Raw genomic sequence first — 21,576 nt, 5'->3', positions numbered from 1 at the left:
GAACTGGTCCTGCAGCACTTGCCTGCCCTTCACCAGCCGGGACCGAGGTGCTGAAGCAAGTACAGGAAACACACATAACGAGAGGAGACATAGATGAATCGATTCAGCGCATGGCTGCTTGCCGCGGCCGGCATTTGCACCATGCTGCCCGGACCTGGCGCAGCGCAGTCATTCAGGCAGCCAATTCGGGTCGTGGTGCCACAGGCGGCAGGCGGCGGCACCGACATCGTCGCCAGATTGCTGGCGCCAGGGCTGTCCAGGGAACTCGGCCAGACGGTCGTCGTGGAAAACAAGCCAGGTGCCAGTGGCCAGATCGGCACGCAGCAGGTCAAAAGTTCGCCAGCCGACGGCTTCACCATCCTATTCGCGGTCGATCACTCGCTGATCATTGTTCCGTTGACCACACCCGGCGTGCGCTACAACGTAGAGAAGGACTTTGTACCGCTTGGCCAAGCCGTCCGTACGTATTGGGCATTGAGCGTGCCGGCCTCCGCCCCATACAAGGATTTCCGCGAGTACGTCACTGCGCTCAAGCGGGACCCGCTGGCGCGAACCTACGGGGTACCTTTGGCAGGTGGCGCGACGGATGTGATCGGACAAGCCATCGGGAAACATGCCGGCGTGCAGACGGTACCAGTCCCCTATAGTGGCTCGGGCCCCGTCATCCAGGCAGTCATGGGCGGCCAGGTGCCTGTCGGCCTCACCGGATTGCCCGAGGCGATGGCTGTGTATCGCTCGGGCAAGGCAAAGGTGATCGCCATCTCTGGTAACGCCCGTTCTCCATTGCTGCCCGAGGTTCCCACCTTCGGCGAACTTGGCGTAGGGGGCCTGGAATTCCACACCTTCCTCGGCTTTTTCGCGCCCAAGGGGCTGCCGCCCGCGATGGCGCAGGCCTTCAATGCAGCCTTGCGCAAGACGCTCGGCGATCCGGCGGTGCTCGACAAAATCCGGCAGATGTCGCTGGAGCCGGCGCCGACAACGCTGGAGGAAGCGGGCCGCGAAGTGGATGAAGCATCCAGGTTCTGGACGAAATCGCTGGCGCCCAAGGGCTGACCTTCTGGCACCCCGGGAACGGAGGACCGTCGCGGCACCCTGCGCTCCCGGTCACTCCGCACTTCCAGGATGGTCGCACGGCACCCGACATCGTTTCGATCACGCCGCCAGCGCCAGAATCTCCATCACATCCGCCGGACCGCGAATGCGCCGCGGATTCTGTGGCACCCACGCCGTCGCCATCGACAGCTCCGCGATCCGCCCAAACTGCTCGCGTCCGATCCCAACGTCGGCCAGCCGGTGCCCCAAGCCGAGGTCGGCGATCAGGCGGGCCAGCACCACATCTGCCGCTTCATTCTTGTCTCCCAGGGTCGCCGCCACCAGCGCCTGGCGCTCGTGGATCGCTGTCCGGTTCCAGCGCATCACCGCCGGCAGCAGGATGCACGAGGTCACGCCATGCGAAACACCGAACGCCGCACCGAGCACATAGCCGATTCCGTGGCTGGCGCCCATCGGTACGCCCGTGGTGACGGGCGCCATGGAAAGCCACGCGCCGACCAGGCAGTCCAGGCGCGCGTCCAGGTCGGAGGGATCGGACCTGACGCGTCGCAGGCCGCTCGCGAGCAGCGCCAGCCCGCGCAGCGCCTGAGCGTCGGAGTAAGGATGAGCGGCATCCGAACATAGCCCCTCGACGCAGTGGTCGATCGCCCGCACACCCGTAGACAGGAACAACGCCTCGGGGGTATGCAGGGTGATTGCCGGGTCCAGCACGACGGCAGCTGGCACCAGATCCGGATGCCGGAACAGGTCCTTGGTGCTGCGCCTCTCGTCGGTCAGTCCGGAGATCGCGGAGAACTCTCCCGCCGACAGCGTCGTCGGTACGGCGATCTGCGCAATCCCTGGCGGTGCGCAGGCGGGCAGCACGACATTGCCGTCCGCAGACCGCATGGGCAGCAAAGTATCCAGCGCCGCCGCATCCCGGATGTCGTTGGCAAGACATAGCGGCACGGCCTTGCCGGCGTCGGTCACCGATCCACCACCTATCGTCACGATCAGGTCGGCTCGGACTTCCCTGGCCAGTGCGGCGGCGTCGATCACTGCCTGCCGAGGCGAATGGGGCGGCACGCGGTCGAACAACGCGGCGAAGCGCGACCCGAGCGCGGCACACATCTGCGCGACTGCATCGGTATGCCGGCTCAACGTGCCGCTCGCAATGACCAGCACGCGCCGGGCGGCGGCTTGCTCCGCCAGTTCCGCGACGGCTGATGCCGCCGGGCGTCCGTAGATGACTTCCCGCATCCGACTGAATACGACCCTGCCACTCCCTTGCCTCATACGCTGCTCCTTTGCCGGCATCGAATTCCTGATTGGATAGCGGCCCGTTACGCAGGCTCAAGCATTGCGATCCTGTTCTTCCGTACATCGAACCATCCGGCCAGACATTCCAACGTGCGGGAAATCCGGCGAGCCGCCTTGCCCTCCTTCCTGATGGCGCAACGGCATCCATTGCCTGGTCGCCGCCGCAATGCGCACGATGTCCAAAGTACGGAAATCCCTCTGTGCAAACTTTGCCTCATCAATCCGGCGTTCGTAACCTCATCCGGAACCCAGCGACTCGGGAAAAGCTCACCCCGGCATCGCTCGACCCCAGACCCATATCAGAGGAGACAACATGGCTGCACTCACCGGATCGGAAATCCTTGCGAAGGCACTGCGCGCGGAAGGGACCGAGCATCTTTTCTATTTGATGGGCGGCCCCATGCTGAAGGCCGAGAATTCCTGCATGCGTGAAGGTATCCGCGCCATTGACGTGCGTCACGAGCAGGCTGCGGCGATGATGGCCAACGCCTATGCGCGCCTGTTGCAAAAGCCGGGGGTCTGCATGGCCGCCAGCGGCCCGGGCGTCATCAACCTGTCGACGGGCATCGCCCATGCGCTGGTGGATTGCGCTCCCGTGGTGGCGATCGGCGGATCCAGTCCGGCCAATCTCGTCGGGCGGCAAGCCTTCCAGGAGATCGACCAGGTCGCCATCATGAGGCCCATCACCAAGTGGGCGGAACGGATCGAACATCTCGACCGCATACCCGAAAAAATCAACACGGCATTCCAGAAGGCCATGAGCGGCAAGCCGGGGCCCGTCTATCTCGATTTTCCCGCCGACTTGTTGTTCGAGACCATCGATGAAGACAAGGTCGACTGGAGCTTCGCCGGCCGGCCGCTGCTCGATGCGCGGCCGGCGGGTGATCCGGACAGGATCGCGGAATTGGCCGAGCGCCTGCAGTCGAGCAAGCGACCCATCATTGTGTCGGGCAGTGGGGTGATCTGGTCCAAGGCATGGGGTGAACTGCAGACCCTGGTCGAGCGCGCGGGCATTCCGTTCTTCCCCACCCCGCAAGGCCGCGGCGTGATCCCCGACGACCATGCCTATGCCTACGCCGGTGCGCGCTCGCAAGCCTTTGCCGAAGCCGATCTGGTGATCGTGGTCGGCACTCGCATGAACTACATCATCGGCCACGGCATGGCGCCGCGCTTTTCGCCGGACGCGGTATTCGCCCGCATCGACATCGATGCCGATGAGATCGCGACCTCCACGCGTCGGATCGATATCGGCATCGTGGGAGATTGCCGTTCGGTGCTTCAGCAATTGCTGTCCGCGACCGCGGGACGGCTCGCTGCAAGCCAGTATGCGGGCTGGCGCGACCGACTGGCAAAGCTCGACACCGAGCGCAAGGCGACCAACGCCGAAGAACGCTACACGAGCGAACCAATCCATCCGATCCGCCTGCTGCGCGAGATCAACGCCATGGCGCGGCGCGATGCCATCCTGGTTGTCGATGGCCAGGAAATCCTCAACTACGGCCGCCAGGTGATGCCGACCTTTCTGCCGGGGCATCGCCTCAACTCCGGACCTTTCGGCACGATGGGTGTCGGCTTGCCGTTCGGCCTTGGAGCGAAAGTCGCCAGGCCGGACAAGCAAGTGATCATCGTCCACGGGGATGGCGCGTTCGGCATGAACGGCATGGAGCTGGACACCGCCGTGCGTCTCGGCATCCCCGTGCTGGTGGTCATCAGTCTCAATGGCGGATGGTCGGCCGACGTGCCGCAGGGCAAGCCGGGGCGTGAACTGGGCTACACCCGCTTCGACCTCCTCGCGCAATCGCTGGGTTGTCATGGCGAGTACGTCGAACGCGTCGAGGACATCGCGCCGGCGTTGCAGCGCGCACAGGCGAAGGTCGATCAGGGCATTACGGCCGTGGTCAACATCAGGACCGACGCCTCCGCCCGCGCCGCCACCCAGAAGTTCACCCTGTCGATGACCTGATGACCTGAAGCCGGGCACAGGGAGACTGCGTTCGAGATATCGGCGGCTATCGGGCACGGCCGATGGCCGCTTCTGGAGGAGATACAGATGCGTGTGCAGTGCGAGATCGAGCAACTCATCCGCAAACGGGTGCAGGCGCACCCTGACGCGGTATGGCTCAAGTTCAGGGACCAGCAGTACACCTGGCGCGAAGTGCTTTCGCTGATCCAGCGTGCGGCAAACGGCCTGCTGCGCGCGGGAATCCGGCCCGGCGACCGGGTGGCGATCATGGCCCGCAACCGGCCCGAGTTCCTGTGGACCTACTTCGGCAGCCTGTTCATCGGTGCCGGCTTCGTGCCGCTGAACCGGTGGCAGCGCGGCGGCGCGCTGGAGCACATGGTCAACGACTCAGGCATCCGGATGATCGCCTACGACGAAGACCTGCGCGACACGGTCAATGCGCTGCGGCCGGTGTGTCCTGCGCTGACGACCTTTATTGCCTATGGCACCCCTGCCGCGAACGAGATCGGCTTCGCCGCCTTGATGGACGCGCACGACGCCGAACCCGACGTGCATGTGGCTCACCCCAGCAACGCCGTCGACATTCTCTACACCTCGGGCACCACCGGCACGCCGAAAGGCGTGGCGTCGACCGCCTACGAAACCCACCTGGCGCCGTTGCGCGAGGCGCTCGGCGTGCGTCCCGGCGAAACGCTCTATACCTGCATGCCGCTGTTTCATGGCAGCGGCCTGTTCGTCGGGGCGGTTGGCTCGATCCGTCTCGATGCGGTCTTTGCGCTGGGCGAGGCCTTCAGCGCGAGCCAGTTCTGGGACGAATGCCGGCGCCACGGCGCGGTGGCGACGCACCTGTTCAGCTCGATGTTCCCGATCCTGCTGAAGCAGCCGCCCTCCCCGGCAGACGGCGACAACCCGGTGCGTACCGTGCTGTCAGTTGGCTGTCCCCCGTCGAACTGGGAAGCGTTCGAGTCACGATTCCGAGTGCGCATCGTCGAGTTCTACGGCATGTCTGACGCGATCGGCATGACAGTCAACCTGGAGGGAAGGCCCGGCTCGGCCGGCCTGCCCGCGGCCGGTGTCGAGTTCCGCATCGTCGACGCGCACGACCGCGAGGTGCCCCCGGGCGAGATGGGCGAAATCGTGTTTCGCCACCCCGAGGGCCAACTGACGCACTACCACAACCTTCCCGAGGTGACTGCCCACGCCTATCGCGGCGGCTGGTTTCACACCGGCGATCTCGGCAAGTTCGACGCCGATGGCTACCTGTATTTCTACGGCCGCATCAAGGAAGCGATCCGCCGGCGCGGCGAGAACATCTCCGCATGGGAGGTCGCCAGCGTGATCGACCAGCACCCCAAGGTCAAGGAGAGCGCTGTATTCGGCGTGCCCTCCGAACTCGGCGAGGAGGAAGTCATGGTCACTGTGGTGGCTGTCGACGACGAGAGGCTGATACCGGAGGAAATCATGGACTTCTGCCAGGGCCGCCTCGCGTACTACGCCATGCCGCGCTTCATCGATCTGGTGGATGCATTGCCGAAGACCAGCACGCAGAAGGTCCAGTTGCTTGCGCTCAAGTCGCGCGGCCCCACCACGGCGACCTGGGACCGCGAACGGGCCGGCTACGTGGTCAGGCGCTGAGCGCTGAGTGCGAACCGGAATCTGGAGAAGACACATGGAAATGAGAGAGATTGCAAGCGGACTGCAGTTCCCCGAGGGCCCGCTCGCATTAGAGAACGGCGACCTGCTGATCTGCGAAGTGGCTGGTGGCACCATCCGCCGCATTGGCCGCGACGGGCGGATGTCCCTGCTGGCGCGTACCGGTGGCGCGCCTAGCGGACTCGCCTTCGGACCGGACGGCTACTGCTATGTCTGCAACGGCGGCATCGGCGACTTCCATGAGCGCAACGGGCGGCTTGCGCCACACTTCGCGCCGGACGTCGCGCCCAGCGGCAGTATCCAGCGGCTCGATGTGGAAACCGGCAAGTTCGAAACCTTGTACACCCACTGTGACGGGAAGCCGCTGATTGCGCCGAACGACCTGGTCATCGACGCGCACGGCGGCATCTGGTTCACCGACCACGGGAAGGTACGCCGGGATGACCGCGACCACGGCGCCCTGTACTACGCGAAGACCGATGGCTCCGGCATCAAACGCATGGTAACGCCGCTGCTTGGCCCGAACGGCGTCGGCTTATCGCCTGACGGCAACCATGTGTATGTCGCGGAGACGCCGACGGCCCGGGCGTGGCGCTTCGACCTCGCCGCGCCCGACGAAATCGCCCGCTCGCCCGACGCCGTGCTCGGCAGCCGCGGGCATCTGCTGTGCGGCCTGGGAGGCTGGCAGTGGCTCGATTCACTCAAGGTCGACGCCGAGGGCTGGATCTGCGTGGCGACACTGTTCAACGGCGGCATCACGGCAATCTCGCCCGATGGAAAGCAGGTCGAGCATGTCGCCATGCCGGATCCGTTCACGACCAATCTCGCGTTCGGCGGCCCGGACATGCGCACGGCCTACGTCGTGCTGTCATCCCTGGGCAAGGTCGTGGCCGTTCCCTGGGCCAGGCGGGGATTGAGATTGAACCACGCGCGCTAGCGCGCGCCGACGGACCCGCGACACGGCGCCCACCCGACAGAGGCGTCCGCGCAATATAAACGGAGACACGCATGTTCAGGATTATCCAGACAGACCGTCCGGTCCGGCGCACCATGTCGACCGTGGCGTTTGCAGCCGCGGTGGCAGCGGGCCCTTTCCCGGCGAATGCCATCGCTGCGGACATCGTCATTGGCAGCCCCCTTTCCCTGACCGGACCGGCGGGTGGCATCGGTGTCGACATCCGCAATGGCGCGCAGGTCGCCGTCGATGAAATCAATGCGGCTGGCGGCGTGCTCGGCCGCAAGCTGAAGCTCGACGTGCAGGACACTACCGGCGCTCCCGCACAGGCCGTCCAGCTATTCAGCAGCTATGCGCGCAATCCGGACGTCGTCGCTGTCCTCGGACCGATCAACGCGGCAGAAGTCGGCGCGGTGACAAACCTTGCCGCCAGTCACAAGCTGGTGGCCTATGCGCCCGCATCTGCCGGCACCGTGCCTGGCGTGCCAAACCTAAGGTTCAACGACTGGACATTCCGCCTCAACCAGTCGCAGCCCAGCGTACTGGGGCCGCTGCTCCACGCGGTAGTCAAGCTGACCGGTGCGAGGTCGGTGACCATCCTGAACTACAGCGACAACGCCGCCTTTGCGGACGCCGGCAACCTCTGGCAGAAGGCCGCCGAAGCGGGCGGCCTGACCGTCCAGCGCGTACAGTTTCCGTCATCGACGCAGGATTACTCGGCCATCGTGACGCAGATCCGGAAGTCGTCCGACCTGATCGTGATCGGCGCACTGTCCGCCACCGATGGCCCGCTGGTCCGGGCCATCCGGCAGGCGGGGCTGACGGCACAGATCGTCGGCGATGCCAGTATCGTCTCCTCGTCGGTCTATACCGTCTCACAGGGTGCGAGCAAGGGCACCTACTCCTACAGCAGCTACATCAACGGTTCCGGCAACGGTACGGCGGAGTTCGTCTCGGCCTTCAGGAAGGTACACGGTGCCGAACCCAGTGCAATTGCCTCGTACGGCTATGACGCCGTCAAGCTGATCGCAAGCGCCTTGCAGACGAAGAGCACCGTCAGCCGCCAGGCCGTGCGCGACGGGCTCGGCAACACGAACGCCTATCGCGGCGTGACCGGGGTGATCACCTACCACAACAGCGGGGATGCCATCCGCGACTCCGTACCACTGGTACAGGTGTCGGATGGCGGGGAGTTGAAGAAGGTCGCCGATATCGCACTCAAGTGAGCCCAGCCATGCATGCGTACACAGAAATGCGTCACGCGCCCGCGCCGCCGATGCTGCGCGTGGAACAGGTCCACCGCAGTTTCGGCGGCGTGAGGGCACTCAGTGGCGTGGATTTCGAGGTCAACGCCGGCGAACTGGTGGGGCTGCTCGGCCCCAATGGCTCGGGCAAGAGCACGCTGGTCAATGTCATTACCCGCATGATCGATGCCGAGTCCGGCAGCGTGATGCTCGACGGCACGGACATCACCCGTTTGCCGCCCCATCGCATTGCGGACGCAGGGATTGGGCGGACGTTCCAGCGGCTGCGCCTGAACGACGAACTGACGCTGCGCGAGAACGCGGCGACCGGCGCCATGTTCCGGCACCAGCGCGGCTTCGGGGCATTGACCCGAATGTGGCTCGATCTCGGCGCGTCGCGCCAGACCGCGCTTGACGCGGCCGATAAGGCCCTTGACCTGATGAAGGTTCCGGCTGCGGCTCGTTCCCGGCTGCCGAAGCAGGCGCCCTTCTCGATCCAGCGCCGCACGGAGATTGCGCGCGCGCTCGCGGCTTCCCCCAAGCTGGTGCTGCTCGACGAGCCCGCCGCCGGCATGAATCCGGCAGAGGTGTCCGAACTGGCGAGTCTTCTGGTGGCGGCGAACCGGCAACTCGGGGTGGCAGTCGTGTTGATCGAGCACAACATGGAACTGGTCATGCGCATGGTCCAGCGCATCACCGTGATCCATCGAGGCGCGCGGATTGCCTGCGGCACGACGGCGGAAGTCCGCAACGATCCCGCGGTCATCGAGGCCTACCTCGGCAAGCGGGCCGACCCGGGCCATCACGGACAACAGAGCGGTGCGCGACAAGATCAGGTCCGCCCGAAAGGAGTGGCAAGCCGATGAGCCTCACTACGCCCTACCTGCGCCTGTCAGGTGTCACCGTGCGCTATGGCGCCGTGACGGCCCTCGACGGTGCCTCCATCGACGTGCGGCGCGGCGAGACCGTCACCATTCTCGGCGCCAACGGCGCGGGCAAGACCACCATCATGCGTGCCGTCACGGGCCTGGTCGGCCTGGCGGCCGGCGAAGTCCATCTGGACGGAAGCCGGCTCGATGGCATGGCGCCGCATCTTGTCGCTCGTGCAGGCGTTGGCGTGGTGCCCGAGGGCCGCAAGGTGTACGGGCGCCTCAGTGTGCGCGAAAACCTGCTGATGGGCAGCCGCCTGGGCGGCACGCAAGCGTCGGAGGCGGACCGGCTCGAGCATGTGCTGCAGCGGTTTCCGGCTCTGCGGGCGCGCCTGAACGATTCCGGCGCCCTCCTGAGCGGTGGCGAGCAGCAGATGGTCGCCCTCGGTCGCGCGTTGATGACCGGGCCGAAGGTGCTGCTGATGGATGAGCCCTCCCTGGGCCTCGCACCGCTGATGATCGATGCAGTCTTCCGCGTGATCGCGGATCTGCGCGAGCTCGGCGTGACGATCCTGCTGGTCGAACAGAACGCGGCGATGGCGCTGGAGATTGCGGATCGCGCCTACGTACTGCAGACCGGCAAGGTCGTCGCCAGCGGCACCGCCAGCGAACTGAGGCATGCGCCCGCCATTGCCGATGCCTATCTCGGCGCGGCGCATGCCTGACCAACCGGAGAATTGCCTTGGAACTCCTTGTCGCGCAGTTGATCAACGGCCTCACCATCGGCTCGACCTACGCGCTGGTGGCGCTCGGAATCGTGCTGATCTTCTCGGTGCTCGACGTCCTGAGCGTGGCGCAGGGCGAAATCTTCATCGCGTCGGCCTATGCCGGCTTCGTCTGGTTCTACCGGCATGTTTCGCCGGACCTGGTGCTTTGCTCGGCGTTTGTCATCGTCACGTCGCTGGCCATCGGCCTCGTCACCGAGCGGCTCGCGATCCGGCCCGCGCTGCACGGCGGCCACCGCGCCACCCTGATCACCTCAGTGGGAGTCGGGCTGATCCTCTCGAACGGCATTCAGATCCTTGCCGGTCCCGATGCCCAGCCGATTCCGAACGACGCCGCCACGGTGGCCCTGTTCCGCGTGGCCGGCGTTGATGTCACCCGCATCGCACTGGCCTCGGTGCTGGCGCTGGCGCTGGGCTTCGGCGCCCTGAAGTTCATGACGGAGCGGACCCGTACCGGAGCATTGGTGCGCGCCGTGGCCGAAGACAGCGAAACGGCGGCGGCGATGGGCGTGAACGTGCGACGGGTACGGGCGGCGACGTTCGCCGCCGGTTGCGTGCTGGCCGGCATGGCGGCAGTGCTGCTAGGCCTGAAGTACGGCAACCTGACACCGAACCTGGGGGCCAGCTTCAGCCTGACCGCACTGACTGCCGCCGTGATCGGCGGCGCCAGCCGGGTCGAAGGGGCCGTACTCGTCTCGTTCGTGCTCGGCATCGCCGAGACGCTGACCACGACCTATCTCGGCGCCGACTTCACGCTGCTGGTGCAATTCTCGCTTTTCTTCGTGGTCCTCCTGGCGATGCCCGAGGGGATCTTCCGACGTACCTACCGCAGGGCCGGCTGACATGTTCCTCACCATCGACTGGATTCATCTGCTCACGCTGATCGCCATCAACTGCGTCGCCGCGCTCGGCTACTATGTCACGCTGTCCAGCGGACAGCTCTCCATCGGGCATGGCGCGCTCCTGGCGCTGGGCGGCTACTGCGCCGGTGTAGCAACACTCAACGCCGATCTCCCGGCCATCTTCTACCTCGCCGCCGGCTTCATCGCCGCAGCGGTCCCGGGGTATCTGCTGGCCCTGGTCACGCTGCGCCTGCGCGATCTCTACTTCGCCGTGGCGACGTTCGGCTTCGGAGGCGCGCTGGTAGAACTGATTGGCCACATGGACGTGTTCAACGGCCACTTCGGCCTCGGCGGCATTGCCATGTTCACCTCGCTACCCCTGGCGCTCGGCGTGCTGGCCGTGACGACCCTCGTGGTCTGGCGCTGGGACCACTCGCTGAACTACCAGCTCGCGGCCGTTACACGGCTCGACCAGGAGGTGGCACTGGTGCTGGGCGTCGACGTGAGGCAACTGCGTCGCGCGACGTTCGCGCTCGGCGCCGGCATCGTTGGCGTCGCCGGTGCGCTCTATGCCGGCAGCACGACCATCGTCACGCCGCGCGACGGCAGCTTCGAGGTGAGCCTGTCGCTGCTGCTGATGGTTGTCATCGGCGGCACGCGCTCTTGGCGCGGACCGGTTCTTGGTGCCGTGATCTGGACACTGCTTCCTGAATTGCTGCGCTTCGCCAGTACGTGGCGGCTGGTGCTGTTCGGTGCGGTGGCAATCTTGCTGATGGCGATTCGCCCCGAGGGTATCGTCGGCCGCGCGCTCCCGGCGTGCCGGCCGTCCAATTGGCCGCGCGAGCAGTCGCAGGCCTTGTCACGAAACCGATGAACCGCAACGGGGAAACCGCCATGAACAAGCCGTCCAACCTGAGTTCCAGCCTGAAAGAACGCGTCGCGGTGGTCATCGGCTGCGCTACGGGTATCGGTGCCGCGTGTGCGCGACGCCTGGCCGAACGCGGCGCCAGCGTGGTTCTCGCAGATATCGACTTCGAACGCGTGACCTACGTGGCCACGCAGATCGCCGATGCTGGAGGACAAGCCCTGCCGGCCGCCTGCGATGTCCGCGACGAAGCGCAGGTTGCGGCGGCCATTGCCCTCGCCGTCGACCGCTTCGGCCGCCTCGACGTGCTGCACAACAATGCGGCCGCCACCCATCTCGTCGCCAGCGACAGGGACGTGCTTTCCCTCACTGCCGAGCTCTGGGACCAAACCCTGCAGATCAACGTGCGCGGCCAGATGCTGGCCTGCAAGCACGCCATCGGGCCGATGCTGGCCAGTGGCGGCGGAAGCATCATCAATACGTCGTCGCTGTCTGGCATCGCTGGCGAACTGACGTCGACGGCCTATGGCGCTTCGAAGGCAGCGATCAACCAGCTTACCCGTGCCGTCGCCACCCAGTATGGCCGCCGCGGTATCCGCGTCAATGCCGTGCTGCCGGGCCTGATCCAGTTCGACGGCGATCGACCTGCGGGCCGTGGCCTGCCGCCTTCCCTGCGCGAGACCCTGGCCCGCCATCAACTACTGCCCTGGCCTGGCCGCGCCGACGATATCGCCGAGGCCGTAGCGTTTCTCGCCAGTGATGCGTCACGCTTCGTCACCGGGCACCTGCTCGTCGTAGACGGCGGCATGAGTGCGCATCAGCCCTTCTACGCGGACATGCTCGGCGTTCTCGACGCGTGATCGACCATGACATCCCTCGCATACTCCCCGGCACCCACGCTACCCGACGCCGCAGCGCCAGTCCGGACACACGTCAGGAACGGCATCGGCTTCATCGTGCTGGATCGGCCGCAGGCGCTTAACGCGCTGTCGCTGCCGATGATCCAGGCCATGCAAAAGGCGATCGACGCGTGGCGAGAACGGGCCGACGTGCATGCCGTGGTGGTATCGCCGTCTGCGGCCGCGTTTTGCGCCGGTGCGGACGTTCGTTATCTGCATGAGCTGTCCCGACGCGGTGACGTACGGGGGTGCCACCGCTATTTCAAGGAAGAGTACTCCCTCGATCACGCGATCTTCACGTATCCCAAGCCCTGTATCGCACTGATGGCAGGCGTGGTCATGGGCGGCGGCATGGGCCTCGCGCAGGGTGCGCGTCGCACCGGCGGCCTGCGCGTAGTGACCGGCACCACCCAGATGGCGATGCCCGAGACACGCATCGGATTTTTCCCCGACGTGGGCGCCGCGTGGTTCCTGTCCCGCACTCCGGGCGCACTCGGGCGCTACCTCGCCGTGACCGGGACGACCATCGGGCCGGGAGACGCGCTCCACGCCGGACTGGCGGACATCTACATGGACGATGCCGATCGGCCGTCCTTGCTCGCCAGGCTGGAGCGCGAGACCTTGCGCGATGGCAACGCTGTCGTCGCATGTATTCGCGAGGCGGCACGGCCGCACTGCCTGCCGACTCCCGTGGCCGATACGCAGCCATGGATCGACCACCATTTCCGGCATGACAGCGTTGCGCGCATCATGGCCTCACTGGCATCGGAGATGCGCCCCGGCGCCCGCGAATGGGCTGCGGCAACGCTCGCCGTGATGCGGCAGCGCTCGCCTCTGTCCATGGCGGTAGCACTGGAAGTCCTCGTGCGGCCCCCATCGTCGATGGCAGACAGCCTGCGGCGCGACTTCGTACTGGCGCTCAACAGCTTCGCGGATGGCGACGCAGTCGAGGGCGTACGCGCGCGCCTGATCGACAAGGACAACCGCCCCGCATGGCGGATTGCAGACAGCGAGGACGTCCGTACAGCCGATGTCGCACGCCTGTTTGCGAGTCCGTGGTCTGCCGGAGACCATCCGCTGCGACATTTGGCCGATTGATGGCGGACAGCGAACTCACGCCGCCCGTGCGAGCCGGTCAGCCAGCATCTTCGCGGCGGTGACAAGCTGTGGCCCCAATGTCAGCTCGACACGGGCGCGCGCCATGCGCGCGGTACGGCCGACACAGGCAAGCACCATCGGTGGCCGACCGCAAACCCTCATCGGCGCGGCAACGCAGGCTAGCGCGGGCTTCCATTCACCATGCAACATGCAGAACCCCAGTTCATGCACTTGCGCGACCTTCTCCGTCATCTGGCGACGCACCACTGACCACTTTGGCCCGGCCTCGCGCTCCATGTGTCGTTCGAGGTAGATGCGCTCCGCCGGTGGCAGCCCGGCGAGGAGCGCCCATCCCATCAATGACGTAGCCATCGACATACGCGCACCGGGGGGAAATTTGATATCGAGCACGGCCTGGGTACTGACACGCGTTTCCAGCACAATCATGTCCAGACGATTGCGCGTGCCCAGCAGAACGCACGTATCGGTCGCGTCGGCCAGCTTCGCCATTTCCGCGCCGGCAATGTCGTGGATGGCGGCATCGGCAACCGCCGCGTAGCCAAGAGACAGGGCCGCAGCGGCGAGCCCGTATTTGCGGCGAGCCGGGTCGTGATGCACGTACCCAAGCGCCACCAGCGACTGGAGCAGCCGGGTGACGGTGGGCCGGGGCAGACCCGTATCGTCCGCCAGTTCCCTCGTACCCATCCAGGTGCAACCTGGCCGGAATGCCGTCAGCACCCTCAGGCCGCGCGCCAGCGGCATGACCATCGCGCCACCTTCGGCGTGCTCGGCGCGCCCTCGCCGCAATGGCGCAGGGCTGGCGCCATGCTGAAGCACTGACTGGCTTGCGCTGGTGTCCCGTAACACAGGGCGGCTCCTTGAGTCGTTCCATCCGAGCTTAACTTGCGGCGGTGTATCGCGGAAGCGGCGCCGTGCATCGTTCCGTACCTCGGCACACGGCTGCTTGACTGTGATCTGTTCCAACGCACGGAATGGCGATAGCGCTGGCGTTGCCGATACGAATGCAGCCGGGAGAACATGCCCTCACACCAACGGAACCGGAGGGGCAACATGACCGACACGCTGCAACGCCTGGCCGACAAGGAGGCAATCCGTGACATCCTGCTGCGCTACGCGCGTGGCGTGGACCGGCGCGACTGGCACCTTGTCCGATCGGCCTTCTTCGAGGATGCCCATGACGACCACGCCGACTTCAAGGGGAAGCGCGATGACTTCATTGCGTGGTTGCGGGAACGGCACGACGTGCCAGACTTCGTGCAGTCAACGCACGTGCTCGCCAACTGCCTGATCGAATTCGGGATGACTGGCGTGGCCGCGGTGGAGACCTACTTCATCGCGAAGCTGGAACTCGGGCCCGGCGCGGGTGGCCACCGTGCGATGCTCGACGCCACACATGCCGACAGCCAGCAGAACATCCGCATGGAAATCCTTGGCCGATACGTGGACCGCTTCGAACAGCGGGGCGGCGAATGGCGCATCGCGCGACGCCGCACTGTGTTCGACGCCATTCAATCGCAGCTCGTCGACCCCGGCAGCCTGAATGACGCGTGGACGCTTGGCACGCGCGGCGCGAGCGATACGGTGTACGTCGTCCGCAAGGAAGCCGGCGTTTCGTAGACGGTTTCACGTCCGGCTGCGGGCTCACGCGCACCCTACAGCCGCTCCTGCAGCGCGAGCGCGACATTGACAAGCCTGGGTCCGACTTCCCGCTCGATACGGGCCCGGCCCAGTTGCGTCGCCGGCCCGATGCAGGCCAATGCCAGGGCCGGACGGCCGACCGCGCGGACCGGCACGGCCACGGACACCAACCCGGGATTCCACTCGCACCGCCCCACGCAGTAACCAGGCCCGCTGACCTGCGAGATGCCCTCGGCCATGCCGCGTCGCAGCGCGGGCCAGTGCCGGTCGGCCTTGCTCTCCATGCTGCCCTGCAGGTAGGTCCGCTCCCGTTCCGGCAACGTCGCAAGCAGCGCCCAGCCCATCGCCGAGCAGGCGATGCGCTGGCGCATGCCCGCTGCCAGTCGCAAATCGAACGGAATCTGGCGAGCGGCGCGCGTTTCCAGAATGACCACGTCGAGGCGGTCACGCGTACCGAGCACGACGCAGGCGTCATAGGTATCGGCCAGTCTTTGCATGTGGCCGTGCGCGGCTGACTGTACAGCCGCATCGGCAATTGCCGCGTAGCCCAGCGACAGCGTCGCCGCGGTCAGCCGGTAACGGCGGCGCTCCGTGTCCTGCCGCAGATAGCCGAGGATCACCAACGAATGGACCAGCCGCGATACGGTGGCCGGCGCCAGTCCCGTCCTGCGCGCAACGTCGTGGTTGCGCAGCCACGTGCACTGGCTGTCGAACGCAGCGAGCACCGCCAGGCCGCGAGCCAGCGGGACGACCATCGCACGGCTCGCATTGCCATCGCGGCTGGCCGGCGGGCAATTCAGGTCCGCGCCCGGCTGCGGCCTCTCGGGGACTGGCATGGATTGCATCATCAAAGTCTCCCGTAAAGGGATGCTGCGCGGCATGTCCGGGCGAAGCGCTTCGGATGCACGATCATCGTTCAGTGTGCCGCCGCCACCCGCACCACCCGTCCGCCGCCCTGGCCCAGCGCGGCATCCACGGGCGCGATGTCGCCTTTCTCGATGCCGTACCAGCGGTCGCATACGAGGTCCGTGAACTTCACGTTCTGTTCTGCCAGCAGGATGCCGATGCCGCGCAAGCAGAGTGATTTGATTACCTCCGCCAGTCGCAGCACCACGATGGGCGCGAGGCCTTCGCTCGGTTCATCGAGCAGCAGCAGGCGCGGTTGCAGCAGCAGCGCCCGGCTGATCGCTACCATCTGCCGCTCGCCGCCCGACAGCTTGCCGGCGTAGCGCGCCCGGAACGCGCGCATCTCGGGGAACAGCGCGTAGACCGATTCCAGTTGCGATGCGGTAGCGCCCTTGACGCCAATGGACAGGTTTTCCTCGACAGTCAGCGACCGGAACAGGCGGCCGCCGCTCGGCACGATGGCGAGCCCAGCCGCCACGCGCTTGTGGGCAGCCATACCCGCCACGTCGTGGCCGTTCACCACAACGGCGCCGGCGCTCGCCTTCACCAGGCCCGAGACCGCATTGATAAAAGTGGTCTTGCCGGCGCCATTGCGGCCCACCAGTCCCACCACTTCGCCGGCGCGCACGGACAGGTTCGCATCGCGGATTACCTTGACGTGGCCGTAGCCCGCGTCCATTGCCATGACCGCCAGCACTTCGTCAGATGTCTTCGCCAAAATAGGCCTCCTTCACACGGGAATCCGAGCGCACGGCCTGCGGCTCTGCGTCGATCAGCACCTTGCCCGCCGCCAGCACGACCACGCGTGTCGCGAACGAGAAGACCACGTCCATGTCGTGCTCGACGAACACGATGGGGATGCGCTCGCTGGCAGCGATCGCGCGGATCAGCTCCAGGCATTTACGGGACTCCTCGCGGCCCATGCCCGCCGTGGGTTCGTCCAACAGCAGCACGCGCGGTTTCGTCGACAGCGCCACGGCGAGTTCCAGCGTGCGCTGGTCGCCGTATGACAGGTCGCCAGCCAGCATGTCACGCTTGGCCTGCAGGCCGACCTGCTCCAGCGCCGCGCCAGCCTCCTGCCTCAGCATGGCCGACGCGCGGCCGAACATGTTCCACGCGCGCCCGCGGGCCAGCATCAGCCCGATCTGCACGTTCTCCAGCACCGTCGCATTGCGGAACACGCTGCTGATCTGGAATGAGCGACCGAGACCGCGCCTGACGCGCTGCCACGGAGGCAAGTCGGTCACCGGCTCGCCAAACAGCCGCACTTCGCCGCTGTCGGGAATCTTGCGGCCCGTCAGCAGGTCGAAGAACGTGCTCTTGCCGGCGCCATTCGGACCAATGATGGCAACGGCCTCGGAGTCGTAGATGTCGAGCGAGACGCCACCGACTGCGGTGAAGCCGCCGAAGGACTTCGCGACGTTGGAAGTACTCACGACGGGTTGTCGGATGGCGTTCATTGGTGGCCCTCGCTCGTGTCACGGGTGGTAAGGGGTACGGCTGAGCCGGGTACGGCTGAGCCGCCGCGACGGCGCGCCAGCCGGCTCAGACGCGCGGCGACGGGCGGCGCGAGCCCTTCGGGAAACAGCACGGCGCAGGCGATGACCAGCACCCCGACCATGAGATCCGCATCCGGCGAGTAGATCTGGATGAGCGAGCGCGACAGTTCGAGCACCACGGTGCCAAGGATGGGGCCGAGGAACAGCGATCGTCCGCCCAGCGCCACCATCATCAGCAGCATCGCGCTCATGCTCCACGAGAACATCCCCGGATCGACATTGCCTTCGGTGGTCGCCGACAGGATGCCGAAGACCGTGCCGAGCGTGCCGGCGATCACCATGGCCGCGATTTCGAACAACCGGGGATTCCCCCCGAGCGAGGCAACCCGGTCGGCGTTGTCGCGCACAGCGCCCAGCATGGCGCCGAACGGCGACGCCAGCATTCGCAGCAGGAACAGGCCGGCCACCACCAACACGGCAACCGCGAAGACATGGCGCGCGAGGCCGGACTCCAGCCATACCGGGATGGTGACGCCGACGAGCCCGTCGTCTCCGCCGGTGAGGCTGTAGCTGCGCGCCACGATCACGAAGGCGACCTGGCCGATGGCAAGCGTGAGCAGCCCGAAGAACAGGTGCTTCGCCCGCAACGAGATGTAGCCGACCAGTACCGACAGCGGCACGGCAATAACCAGCGCGATCAGGGCGGACTGCCAGTAGGGCATGCCGAGCTTGATCGTGCCGATGGCCACCGCGTAAGCGCCCAGCCCATAGAACAACCCCTGGCCCATCGAAATCAGGCCTGTCGCGCCCACCAGCACGTTGAGCGTCATCGCCGCCCCGGCCAGCACCACGATGCGCGTCAGTTCGGGCAGCATCGCTGCGGGCATGGCGAACGGGAGCGCGCAGAACACCGCGCCGACGGCCAGCAACGCCCGAACCCTTTTCCAATCGAAATCCTGCATGGCTACTCCCTCCCCGCGATAGTGCGGAAGCCCGTGGGCTTGAACAGCAGTACGAGCACCATGACGGCGAAGATAACGACCTCGCCGCCCTGGTCAACGAACAGCGTGGAAACCGTCTCGGCCACGCCGATCAGCATGGCGGCAGCCAGGCCGCCCCAGACCGAGCCGAGGCCGCCCACCACCACCACGGCGAAGCCGATCAGCACGATCTGCACATCGATTCCGGTGTTGATCGCTCCGCGCGGCACGGCAATGGCGCCGGCAATCCCGGCGAGCAGCGCGGCAATGGCCATCACGGTGGTGCGCAGGCGCCGCACGTCCACGCCTACCGCTTCCAGCATTTGCGGATCGTCCACCGCGGCACGGATAAGCCGGCCGGTGCGGCTGCGGCCAAGCAGCAGCCGCAGGTAGCAGGCCACTGCCGCCGTCACCGCCAGCACGGCGATCTGGTAGCTGGCCATTCTGAAGGCGCCCAGCTCGACGAAGCCGGCGAGCTGGCGCGGCGGCGCCATGGACATGGGCTGCGTGCCGAACACCAGGCGGGTGATGTTGTTCAGCGCCAGCAGCAGTCCGAAAGACAGCAGCAACTGGCCCCACATGCCCGAATGGTAGACGCGCCGAAAAAGCGATATCTCCAGCCCGGCGCCTGCTGCGGCCGTCAACGCCGGAATGGCAACACACGCGGCCAGGAAGCCGGCTTCGGCACCCCACTGCTGGATGCATGCGGCAGTGCCGAACGCCGCAAGCATGAAGTACGAGCCGTGCGCAAGGTTGATCACGCCCAGGGCGCCCCACAACAGCGTGAGCCCTGACGCGACAAGAAAATACAGCCCGCCGTTGGCGATCCCCGCCAGCACCTGGGCACCCACAAGTTGCCAGTCCATCCGTCTCCTCCTTGCCCAACGCTTGCGTCGGGCCTGATTGCCGCACGTTCGTCTCCACTTGCCCGCGCGGGCGTGGATGTTGTGAAGGCAGGGTAGGAGCGGGGCCATCGCGCCGACAATGCGTGGGGCGCGGACCTTCCGTACTTTGGAACAGGCATTGTGTCGGCGGTCTCGCCATCCGCATTCCAGCCGGATCGGCGCAAGCGTGGCAGACATGCGGGGATGCCCGGCGGCGGGCGGCGTCGACCTGCTCGACCGCACGCGCGGTGAACTACGGTGGTCGTTAACGAGATGGCGGGACACAGCTGCCGCCGTGCCCCGCCATCTTGTGTTCCGCCTCTTGCCAGTCTCTTGTTGTTCCGATGCTTTCAGTCGGCCAGCAGTCGCTCGCGCAGCGATTGCGCCATCGCCACCAGGCGCGGACCGATCTCGCGCTCCACGCGCGGCCTCGTCAACTGGGTAGTCAGCCCGATGCAGGACAGCACCCAGGGAGGATGTTCCGGCAGGCACAGCGGGACCGATACCGACGATATCTCCGGCACCCACTCCCCAAGCGAAGTGGCGAAGCCCGTGTCGCGGATCTGCGAAATCTTCTCGGCCATGCGCCGACGCTGCGATGGCCACTCTGCCCCGCCCTTGTGCGCCAGCACGCCCTCCAGGTAGCAGCGTTCCAGTTCGGGCAACGCCGACAGCAGCGCAGCGCCCGCTACCGAACCGGCGAGGCTCAGGCGCGTGCCGGGGCTCATATCGATCGCGAGTTTCGCATCGCGGCCCACGCGGGTATCGATCACGACCACGTCGAGGCGGTCGCGCGTGCCGAGCATGAAGTAGGAATCGGTGGCATCAGCGAACTTCTGCATGTCGGTGCGGGCCGCGACCTGTATTTCGCCCTCGGCCACCGCGGCGTATCCAAGTGTCAGGGCCGGTGCCGCCAGCCGGTACTTGCGGCGTCCCGCGTCATAGTGCACATAGCCGAGTTCGACCAGCGAGTGGAGCAGGCGCGACACGGTCGGACCGGGAATGCCGGCTTCCAGTGCAATCTCCTTATTGCCGAGCCAATCCCGCTTGCTGCTGAAGGCCGCAAGCACGGCCAGGCCGCGTGCGAGCGGCGTCACCATCACGTCGCTTTCCACGCGGTCCTCGCGCGGCGGACGCGGGCCCGTCTTGCTGGCCTGAAACTGATAGCGGTGACCCTTGGGCCTCACGGAAAAGGGGTGCAGCATGGCAGTCTCCGTTTTCTTCTCTGCTCGCAACCGTCGCGGCAGGTGCCCGTCAGCGGGCCGACTTGCCATCCATTTTGACATGCGCGTTGGCAAGGGACATGGGGATTAGCCCGCAGCCCTTGCCACCCTGCTCGCCAGGCGGACCTATGCGATCGTCCGCCGCGAGGTAAGTCCGCCGTCTACCGTGATGATCGTCCCGCTGGTATAGCGCGACCGGTCGGATGCGAGATAGACGAACAGGTCAGCGACCTCGGCGACCGTCGCCGGACGCCGCAGCGGCATGCGATCCAGCGCGGCCTGGACGCCATCGCCCGTCTCCCCGGCGCGGGCACTCAGCACCTTGCGAATGCGCTCCGTGTCGACCGGCCCGGGATTGATGCCCAGCACGCGGATGCCATCGTCGAGGCTGCGGCCCCCGAGTGCGCGCGTGAAGGCCATCAGCGCCGCGTTGCCGGTGGTACCGGCGATATAGTCGAAATCGAAGTTCTCGCCGCCGTTGCCGATGTTGTTGAGGATCACACCTGCGCCGCGCGCTTTCATCGCCGTGTACATCAACCGCGTCAGGTGGATGTAGCCGAATACCTTCAGCTCCCAGCCGTTGCGCCACGCGCTCTCGTCCACCTGCCAGAGATTGCCGCCCGGAATGCTGCCGGCGTTGTTGACCAGCACATCGGCATCAGCACCGAACGCGGCCACCTCGGAGATAGCGCCCGGCGCCGTCATGTCGATGGCGAACACATCGACCGCCACACCATGCTGTTCCCTCAGGGCACCGGCCAGGCCTTCCAGGCGCGCGCCCGAGCGCGCCACCAGCAGCAGATCGCAGCCCTCCTCGGCAAAGGCCCGTGCAAGACCCTCGCCGATACCCTGGGAGGCGCCGGTCACCAGGACCTTCCGCCCCTTCAGTCCAAGATCCAT

General features: G+C 66.3%; 21 protein-coding genes. 12 read left to right on the top strand and 9 right to left on the bottom strand.

All coding sequences use genetic code 11. From position 1 onward, the window contains the following. The first annotated feature begins 93 nt into the window (after positions 1 to 93). Positions 94 to 1,053, top strand: coding sequence for a Bug family tripartite tricarboxylate transporter substrate binding protein (locus tag KHO41_RS13225; RefSeq protein ID WP_211953733.1), 960 nt, complete (start codon positions 94 to 96; stop codon positions 1,051 to 1,053). A 99-nt stretch (positions 1,054 to 1,152) separates the two neighbouring features. On the opposite strand, the gene KHO41_RS13220 is transcribed toward KHO41_RS13225, so the two are convergent. Beyond that, positions 1,153 to 2,328 carry an iron-containing alcohol dehydrogenase gene (locus tag KHO41_RS13220; protein WP_211953732.1) on the bottom strand — a complete coding sequence of 392 codons (1,176 nt, stop codon included), beginning with the start codon at positions 2,326 to 2,328 and terminating at the stop codon, positions 1,153 to 1,155. Between the two features lie 337 nt (positions 2,329 to 2,665). Between KHO41_RS13220 and KHO41_RS13215 the strand changes: the two genes are divergently transcribed. The 10 genes from KHO41_RS13215 to KHO41_RS13170 all read left to right on the top strand — a co-directional run bounded on the left by KHO41_RS13215 (position 2,666) and on the right by KHO41_RS13170 (position 13,525). Beyond that, the gene (locus KHO41_RS13215) at positions 2,666 to 4,315 is read left to right on the top strand and encodes a thiamine pyrophosphate-binding protein (protein WP_211953731.1); all 1,650 of its coding nucleotides are present in this window, start codon (positions 2,666 to 2,668) and stop codon (positions 4,313 to 4,315) included. 87 nt (positions 4,316 to 4,402) lie between these two features. Further along, positions 4,403 to 5,950 (top strand): AMP-binding protein, encoded by a 1,548-nt coding sequence (locus KHO41_RS13210; protein ID WP_211953730.1) that lies wholly within the window; start codon positions 4,403 to 4,405, stop codon positions 5,948 to 5,950. Positions 5,951 to 5,984: 34 nt separating this feature from the next. Next, positions 5,985 to 6,905, top strand: a complete 921-nt coding sequence (locus KHO41_RS13205; RefSeq protein WP_244873820.1) for an SMP-30/gluconolactonase/LRE family protein — start codon at positions 5,985 to 5,987, stop codon at positions 6,903 to 6,905. A gap of 71 nt (positions 6,906 to 6,976) precedes the next feature. Further along, a complete protein-coding gene (locus KHO41_RS13200) occupies positions 6,977 to 8,149 on the top strand; it encodes an ABC transporter substrate-binding protein (RefSeq protein WP_211953729.1) in 1,173 nt (390 codons plus the stop codon). Between the two features lie 8 nt (positions 8,150 to 8,157). Continuing rightward, the gene (locus tag KHO41_RS13195) at positions 8,158 to 9,033 is read left to right on the top strand and encodes an ABC transporter ATP-binding protein (protein WP_211953728.1); all 876 of its coding nucleotides are present in this window, start codon (positions 8,158 to 8,160) and stop codon (positions 9,031 to 9,033) included. Then, on the top strand, positions 9,030 to 9,761 hold the full coding sequence (locus KHO41_RS13190) for an ABC transporter ATP-binding protein (protein WP_211953727.1): 732 nt from the start codon (positions 9,030 to 9,032) through the stop codon (positions 9,759 to 9,761). Before KHO41_RS13195 ends, KHO41_RS13190 begins: the two co-directional genes overlap by 4 nt. 17 nt (positions 9,762 to 9,778) lie before the next feature. Then, positions 9,779 to 10,663, top strand: a complete 885-nt coding sequence (locus tag KHO41_RS13185; protein ID WP_211953726.1) for a branched-chain amino acid ABC transporter permease — start codon at positions 9,779 to 9,781, stop codon at positions 10,661 to 10,663. Position 10,664: 1 nt separating this feature from the next. Further along, positions 10,665 to 11,537: a branched-chain amino acid ABC transporter permease gene (locus KHO41_RS13180; RefSeq protein ID WP_211953725.1), complete on the top strand. Its 873-nt coding sequence runs from the start codon at positions 10,665 to 10,667 to the stop codon at positions 11,535 to 11,537. A 20-nt stretch (positions 11,538 to 11,557) separates the two neighbouring features. Then, positions 11,558 to 12,388 (top strand): SDR family NAD(P)-dependent oxidoreductase, encoded by an 831-nt coding sequence (locus KHO41_RS13175; RefSeq protein WP_211953724.1) that lies wholly within the window; start codon positions 11,558 to 11,560, stop codon positions 12,386 to 12,388. Between the two features lie 6 nt (positions 12,389 to 12,394). Further along, positions 12,395 to 13,525, top strand: a complete 1,131-nt coding sequence (locus tag KHO41_RS13170; protein ID WP_211953723.1) for an enoyl-CoA hydratase/isomerase family protein — start codon at positions 12,395 to 12,397, stop codon at positions 13,523 to 13,525. Positions 13,526 to 13,540: 15 nt separating this feature from the next. Here KHO41_RS13170 and KHO41_RS13165 read toward each other — a convergent pair whose 3' ends face one another. Further along, positions 13,541 to 14,392 carry an IclR family transcriptional regulator gene (locus tag KHO41_RS13165; RefSeq protein WP_211953722.1) on the bottom strand — a complete coding sequence of 284 codons (852 nt, stop codon included), beginning with the start codon at positions 14,390 to 14,392 and terminating at the stop codon, positions 13,541 to 13,543. 204 nt (positions 14,393 to 14,596) lie between these two features. Between KHO41_RS13165 and KHO41_RS13160 the strand changes: the two genes are divergently transcribed. Next, positions 14,597 to 15,163, top strand: coding sequence for a nuclear transport factor 2 family protein (locus KHO41_RS13160; RefSeq protein WP_211953721.1), 567 nt, complete (start codon positions 14,597 to 14,599; stop codon positions 15,161 to 15,163). Between the two features lie 35 nt (positions 15,164 to 15,198). Here the strand turns inward: KHO41_RS13160 and KHO41_RS13155 are convergent, their stop codons facing one another. The 7 genes from KHO41_RS13155 to KHO41_RS13125 all read right to left on the bottom strand — a co-directional run bounded on the left by KHO41_RS13155 (position 15,199) and on the right by KHO41_RS13125 (position 21,576). Continuing rightward, on the bottom strand, positions 15,199 to 16,032 hold the full coding sequence (locus KHO41_RS13155; RefSeq protein ID WP_211953720.1) for an IclR family transcriptional regulator: 834 nt from the start codon (positions 16,030 to 16,032) through the stop codon (positions 15,199 to 15,201). A gap of 68 nt (positions 16,033 to 16,100) precedes the next feature. Further along, complete coding sequence (locus KHO41_RS13150; RefSeq protein WP_211953719.1) at positions 16,101 to 16,808, bottom strand: ATP-binding cassette domain-containing protein; 708 nt, start codon at positions 16,806 to 16,808, stop codon at positions 16,101 to 16,103. After that, on the bottom strand, positions 16,792 to 17,526 hold the full coding sequence (locus tag KHO41_RS13145) for an ABC transporter ATP-binding protein (RefSeq protein WP_211953718.1): 735 nt from the start codon (positions 17,524 to 17,526) through the stop codon (positions 16,792 to 16,794). Before KHO41_RS13145 ends, KHO41_RS13150 begins: the two co-directional genes overlap by 17 nt. A gap of 20 nt (positions 17,527 to 17,546) precedes the next feature. Further along, a complete protein-coding gene (locus tag KHO41_RS13140) occupies positions 17,547 to 18,551 on the bottom strand; it encodes a branched-chain amino acid ABC transporter permease (RefSeq protein ID WP_211953717.1) in 1,005 nt (334 codons plus the stop codon). 2 nt (positions 18,552 to 18,553) lie between these two features. Further along, positions 18,554 to 19,435, bottom strand: coding sequence for a branched-chain amino acid ABC transporter permease (locus KHO41_RS13135; RefSeq protein ID WP_211953716.1), 882 nt, complete (start codon positions 19,433 to 19,435; stop codon positions 18,554 to 18,556). Between the two features lie 368 nt (positions 19,436 to 19,803). Further along, on the bottom strand, positions 19,804 to 20,658 hold the full coding sequence (locus tag KHO41_RS13130) for an IclR family transcriptional regulator (protein WP_211953715.1): 855 nt from the start codon (positions 20,656 to 20,658) through the stop codon (positions 19,804 to 19,806). A gap of 144 nt (positions 20,659 to 20,802) precedes the next feature. Continuing rightward, positions 20,803 to 21,576 (bottom strand): SDR family oxidoreductase, encoded by a 774-nt coding sequence (locus KHO41_RS13125; protein ID WP_211953714.1) that lies wholly within the window; start codon positions 21,574 to 21,576, stop codon positions 20,803 to 20,805.

The organism is Cupriavidus numazuensis, assembly GCF_905397435.1.
Classification (GTDB): domain Bacteria; phylum Pseudomonadota; class Gammaproteobacteria; order Burkholderiales; family Burkholderiaceae; genus Cupriavidus; species Cupriavidus numazuensis.
The sequence above is the reverse complement of the archived record's forward strand: the minus strand, read 5'-3'. Positions and strand labels throughout refer to the sequence as shown.

Excerpts from the sequence above, each read along its gene's own strand:
- KHO41_RS13225 (WP_211953733.1), top strand. The coding sequence starts at position 94 with ATGAATCGATTCAGCGCATGGCTGCTTGCCGCGGCCGGCATTTGCACC.
- KHO41_RS13130 (WP_211953715.1), bottom strand. The coding sequence starts at position 20,658 with ATGCTGCACCCCTTTTCCGTGAGGCCCAAGGGTCACCGCTATCAGTTT.
- KHO41_RS13200 (WP_211953729.1), top strand. The coding sequence starts at position 6,977 with ATGTTCAGGATTATCCAGACAGACCGTCCGGTCCGGCGCACCATGTCG.
- KHO41_RS13180 (WP_211953725.1), top strand. The coding sequence starts at position 10,665 with ATGTTCCTCACCATCGACTGGATTCATCTGCTCACGCTGATCGCCATC.
- KHO41_RS13175 (WP_211953724.1), top strand. The coding sequence starts at position 11,558 with ATGAACAAGCCGTCCAACCTGAGTTCCAGCCTGAAAGAACGCGTCGCG.
- KHO41_RS13205 (WP_244873820.1), top strand. The coding sequence starts at position 5,985 with ATGGAAATGAGAGAGATTGCAAGCGGACTGCAGTTCCCCGAGGGCCCG.
- KHO41_RS13215 (WP_211953731.1), top strand. The coding sequence starts at position 2,666 with ATGGCTGCACTCACCGGATCGGAAATCCTTGCGAAGGCACTGCGCGCG.
- KHO41_RS13195 (WP_211953728.1), top strand. The coding sequence starts at position 8,158 with ATGCATGCGTACACAGAAATGCGTCACGCGCCCGCGCCGCCGATGCTG.
- KHO41_RS13170 (WP_211953723.1), top strand. The coding sequence starts at position 12,395 with ATGACATCCCTCGCATACTCCCCGGCACCCACGCTACCCGACGCCGCA.
- KHO41_RS13160 (WP_211953721.1), top strand. The coding sequence starts at position 14,597 with ATGACCGACACGCTGCAACGCCTGGCCGACAAGGAGGCAATCCGTGAC.
- KHO41_RS13220 (WP_211953732.1), bottom strand. The coding sequence starts at position 2,328 with ATGAGGCAAGGGAGTGGCAGGGTCGTATTCAGTCGGATGCGGGAAGTC.
- KHO41_RS13210 (WP_211953730.1), top strand. The coding sequence starts at position 4,403 with ATGCGTGTGCAGTGCGAGATCGAGCAACTCATCCGCAAACGGGTGCAG.
- KHO41_RS13155 (WP_211953720.1), bottom strand. The coding sequence starts at position 16,032 with ATGATGCAATCCATGCCAGTCCCCGAGAGGCCGCAGCCGGGCGCGGAC.
- KHO41_RS13125 (WP_211953714.1), bottom strand. The coding sequence starts at position 21,576 with ATGGATCTTGGACTGAAGGGGCGGAAGGTCCTGGTGACCGGCGCCTCC.
- KHO41_RS13140 (WP_211953717.1), bottom strand. The coding sequence starts at position 18,551 with ATGCAGGATTTCGATTGGAAAAGGGTTCGGGCGTTGCTGGCCGTCGGC.
- KHO41_RS13190 (WP_211953727.1), top strand. The coding sequence starts at position 9,030 with ATGAGCCTCACTACGCCCTACCTGCGCCTGTCAGGTGTCACCGTGCGC.
- KHO41_RS13135 (WP_211953716.1), bottom strand. The coding sequence starts at position 19,435 with ATGGACTGGCAACTTGTGGGTGCCCAGGTGCTGGCGGGGATCGCCAAC.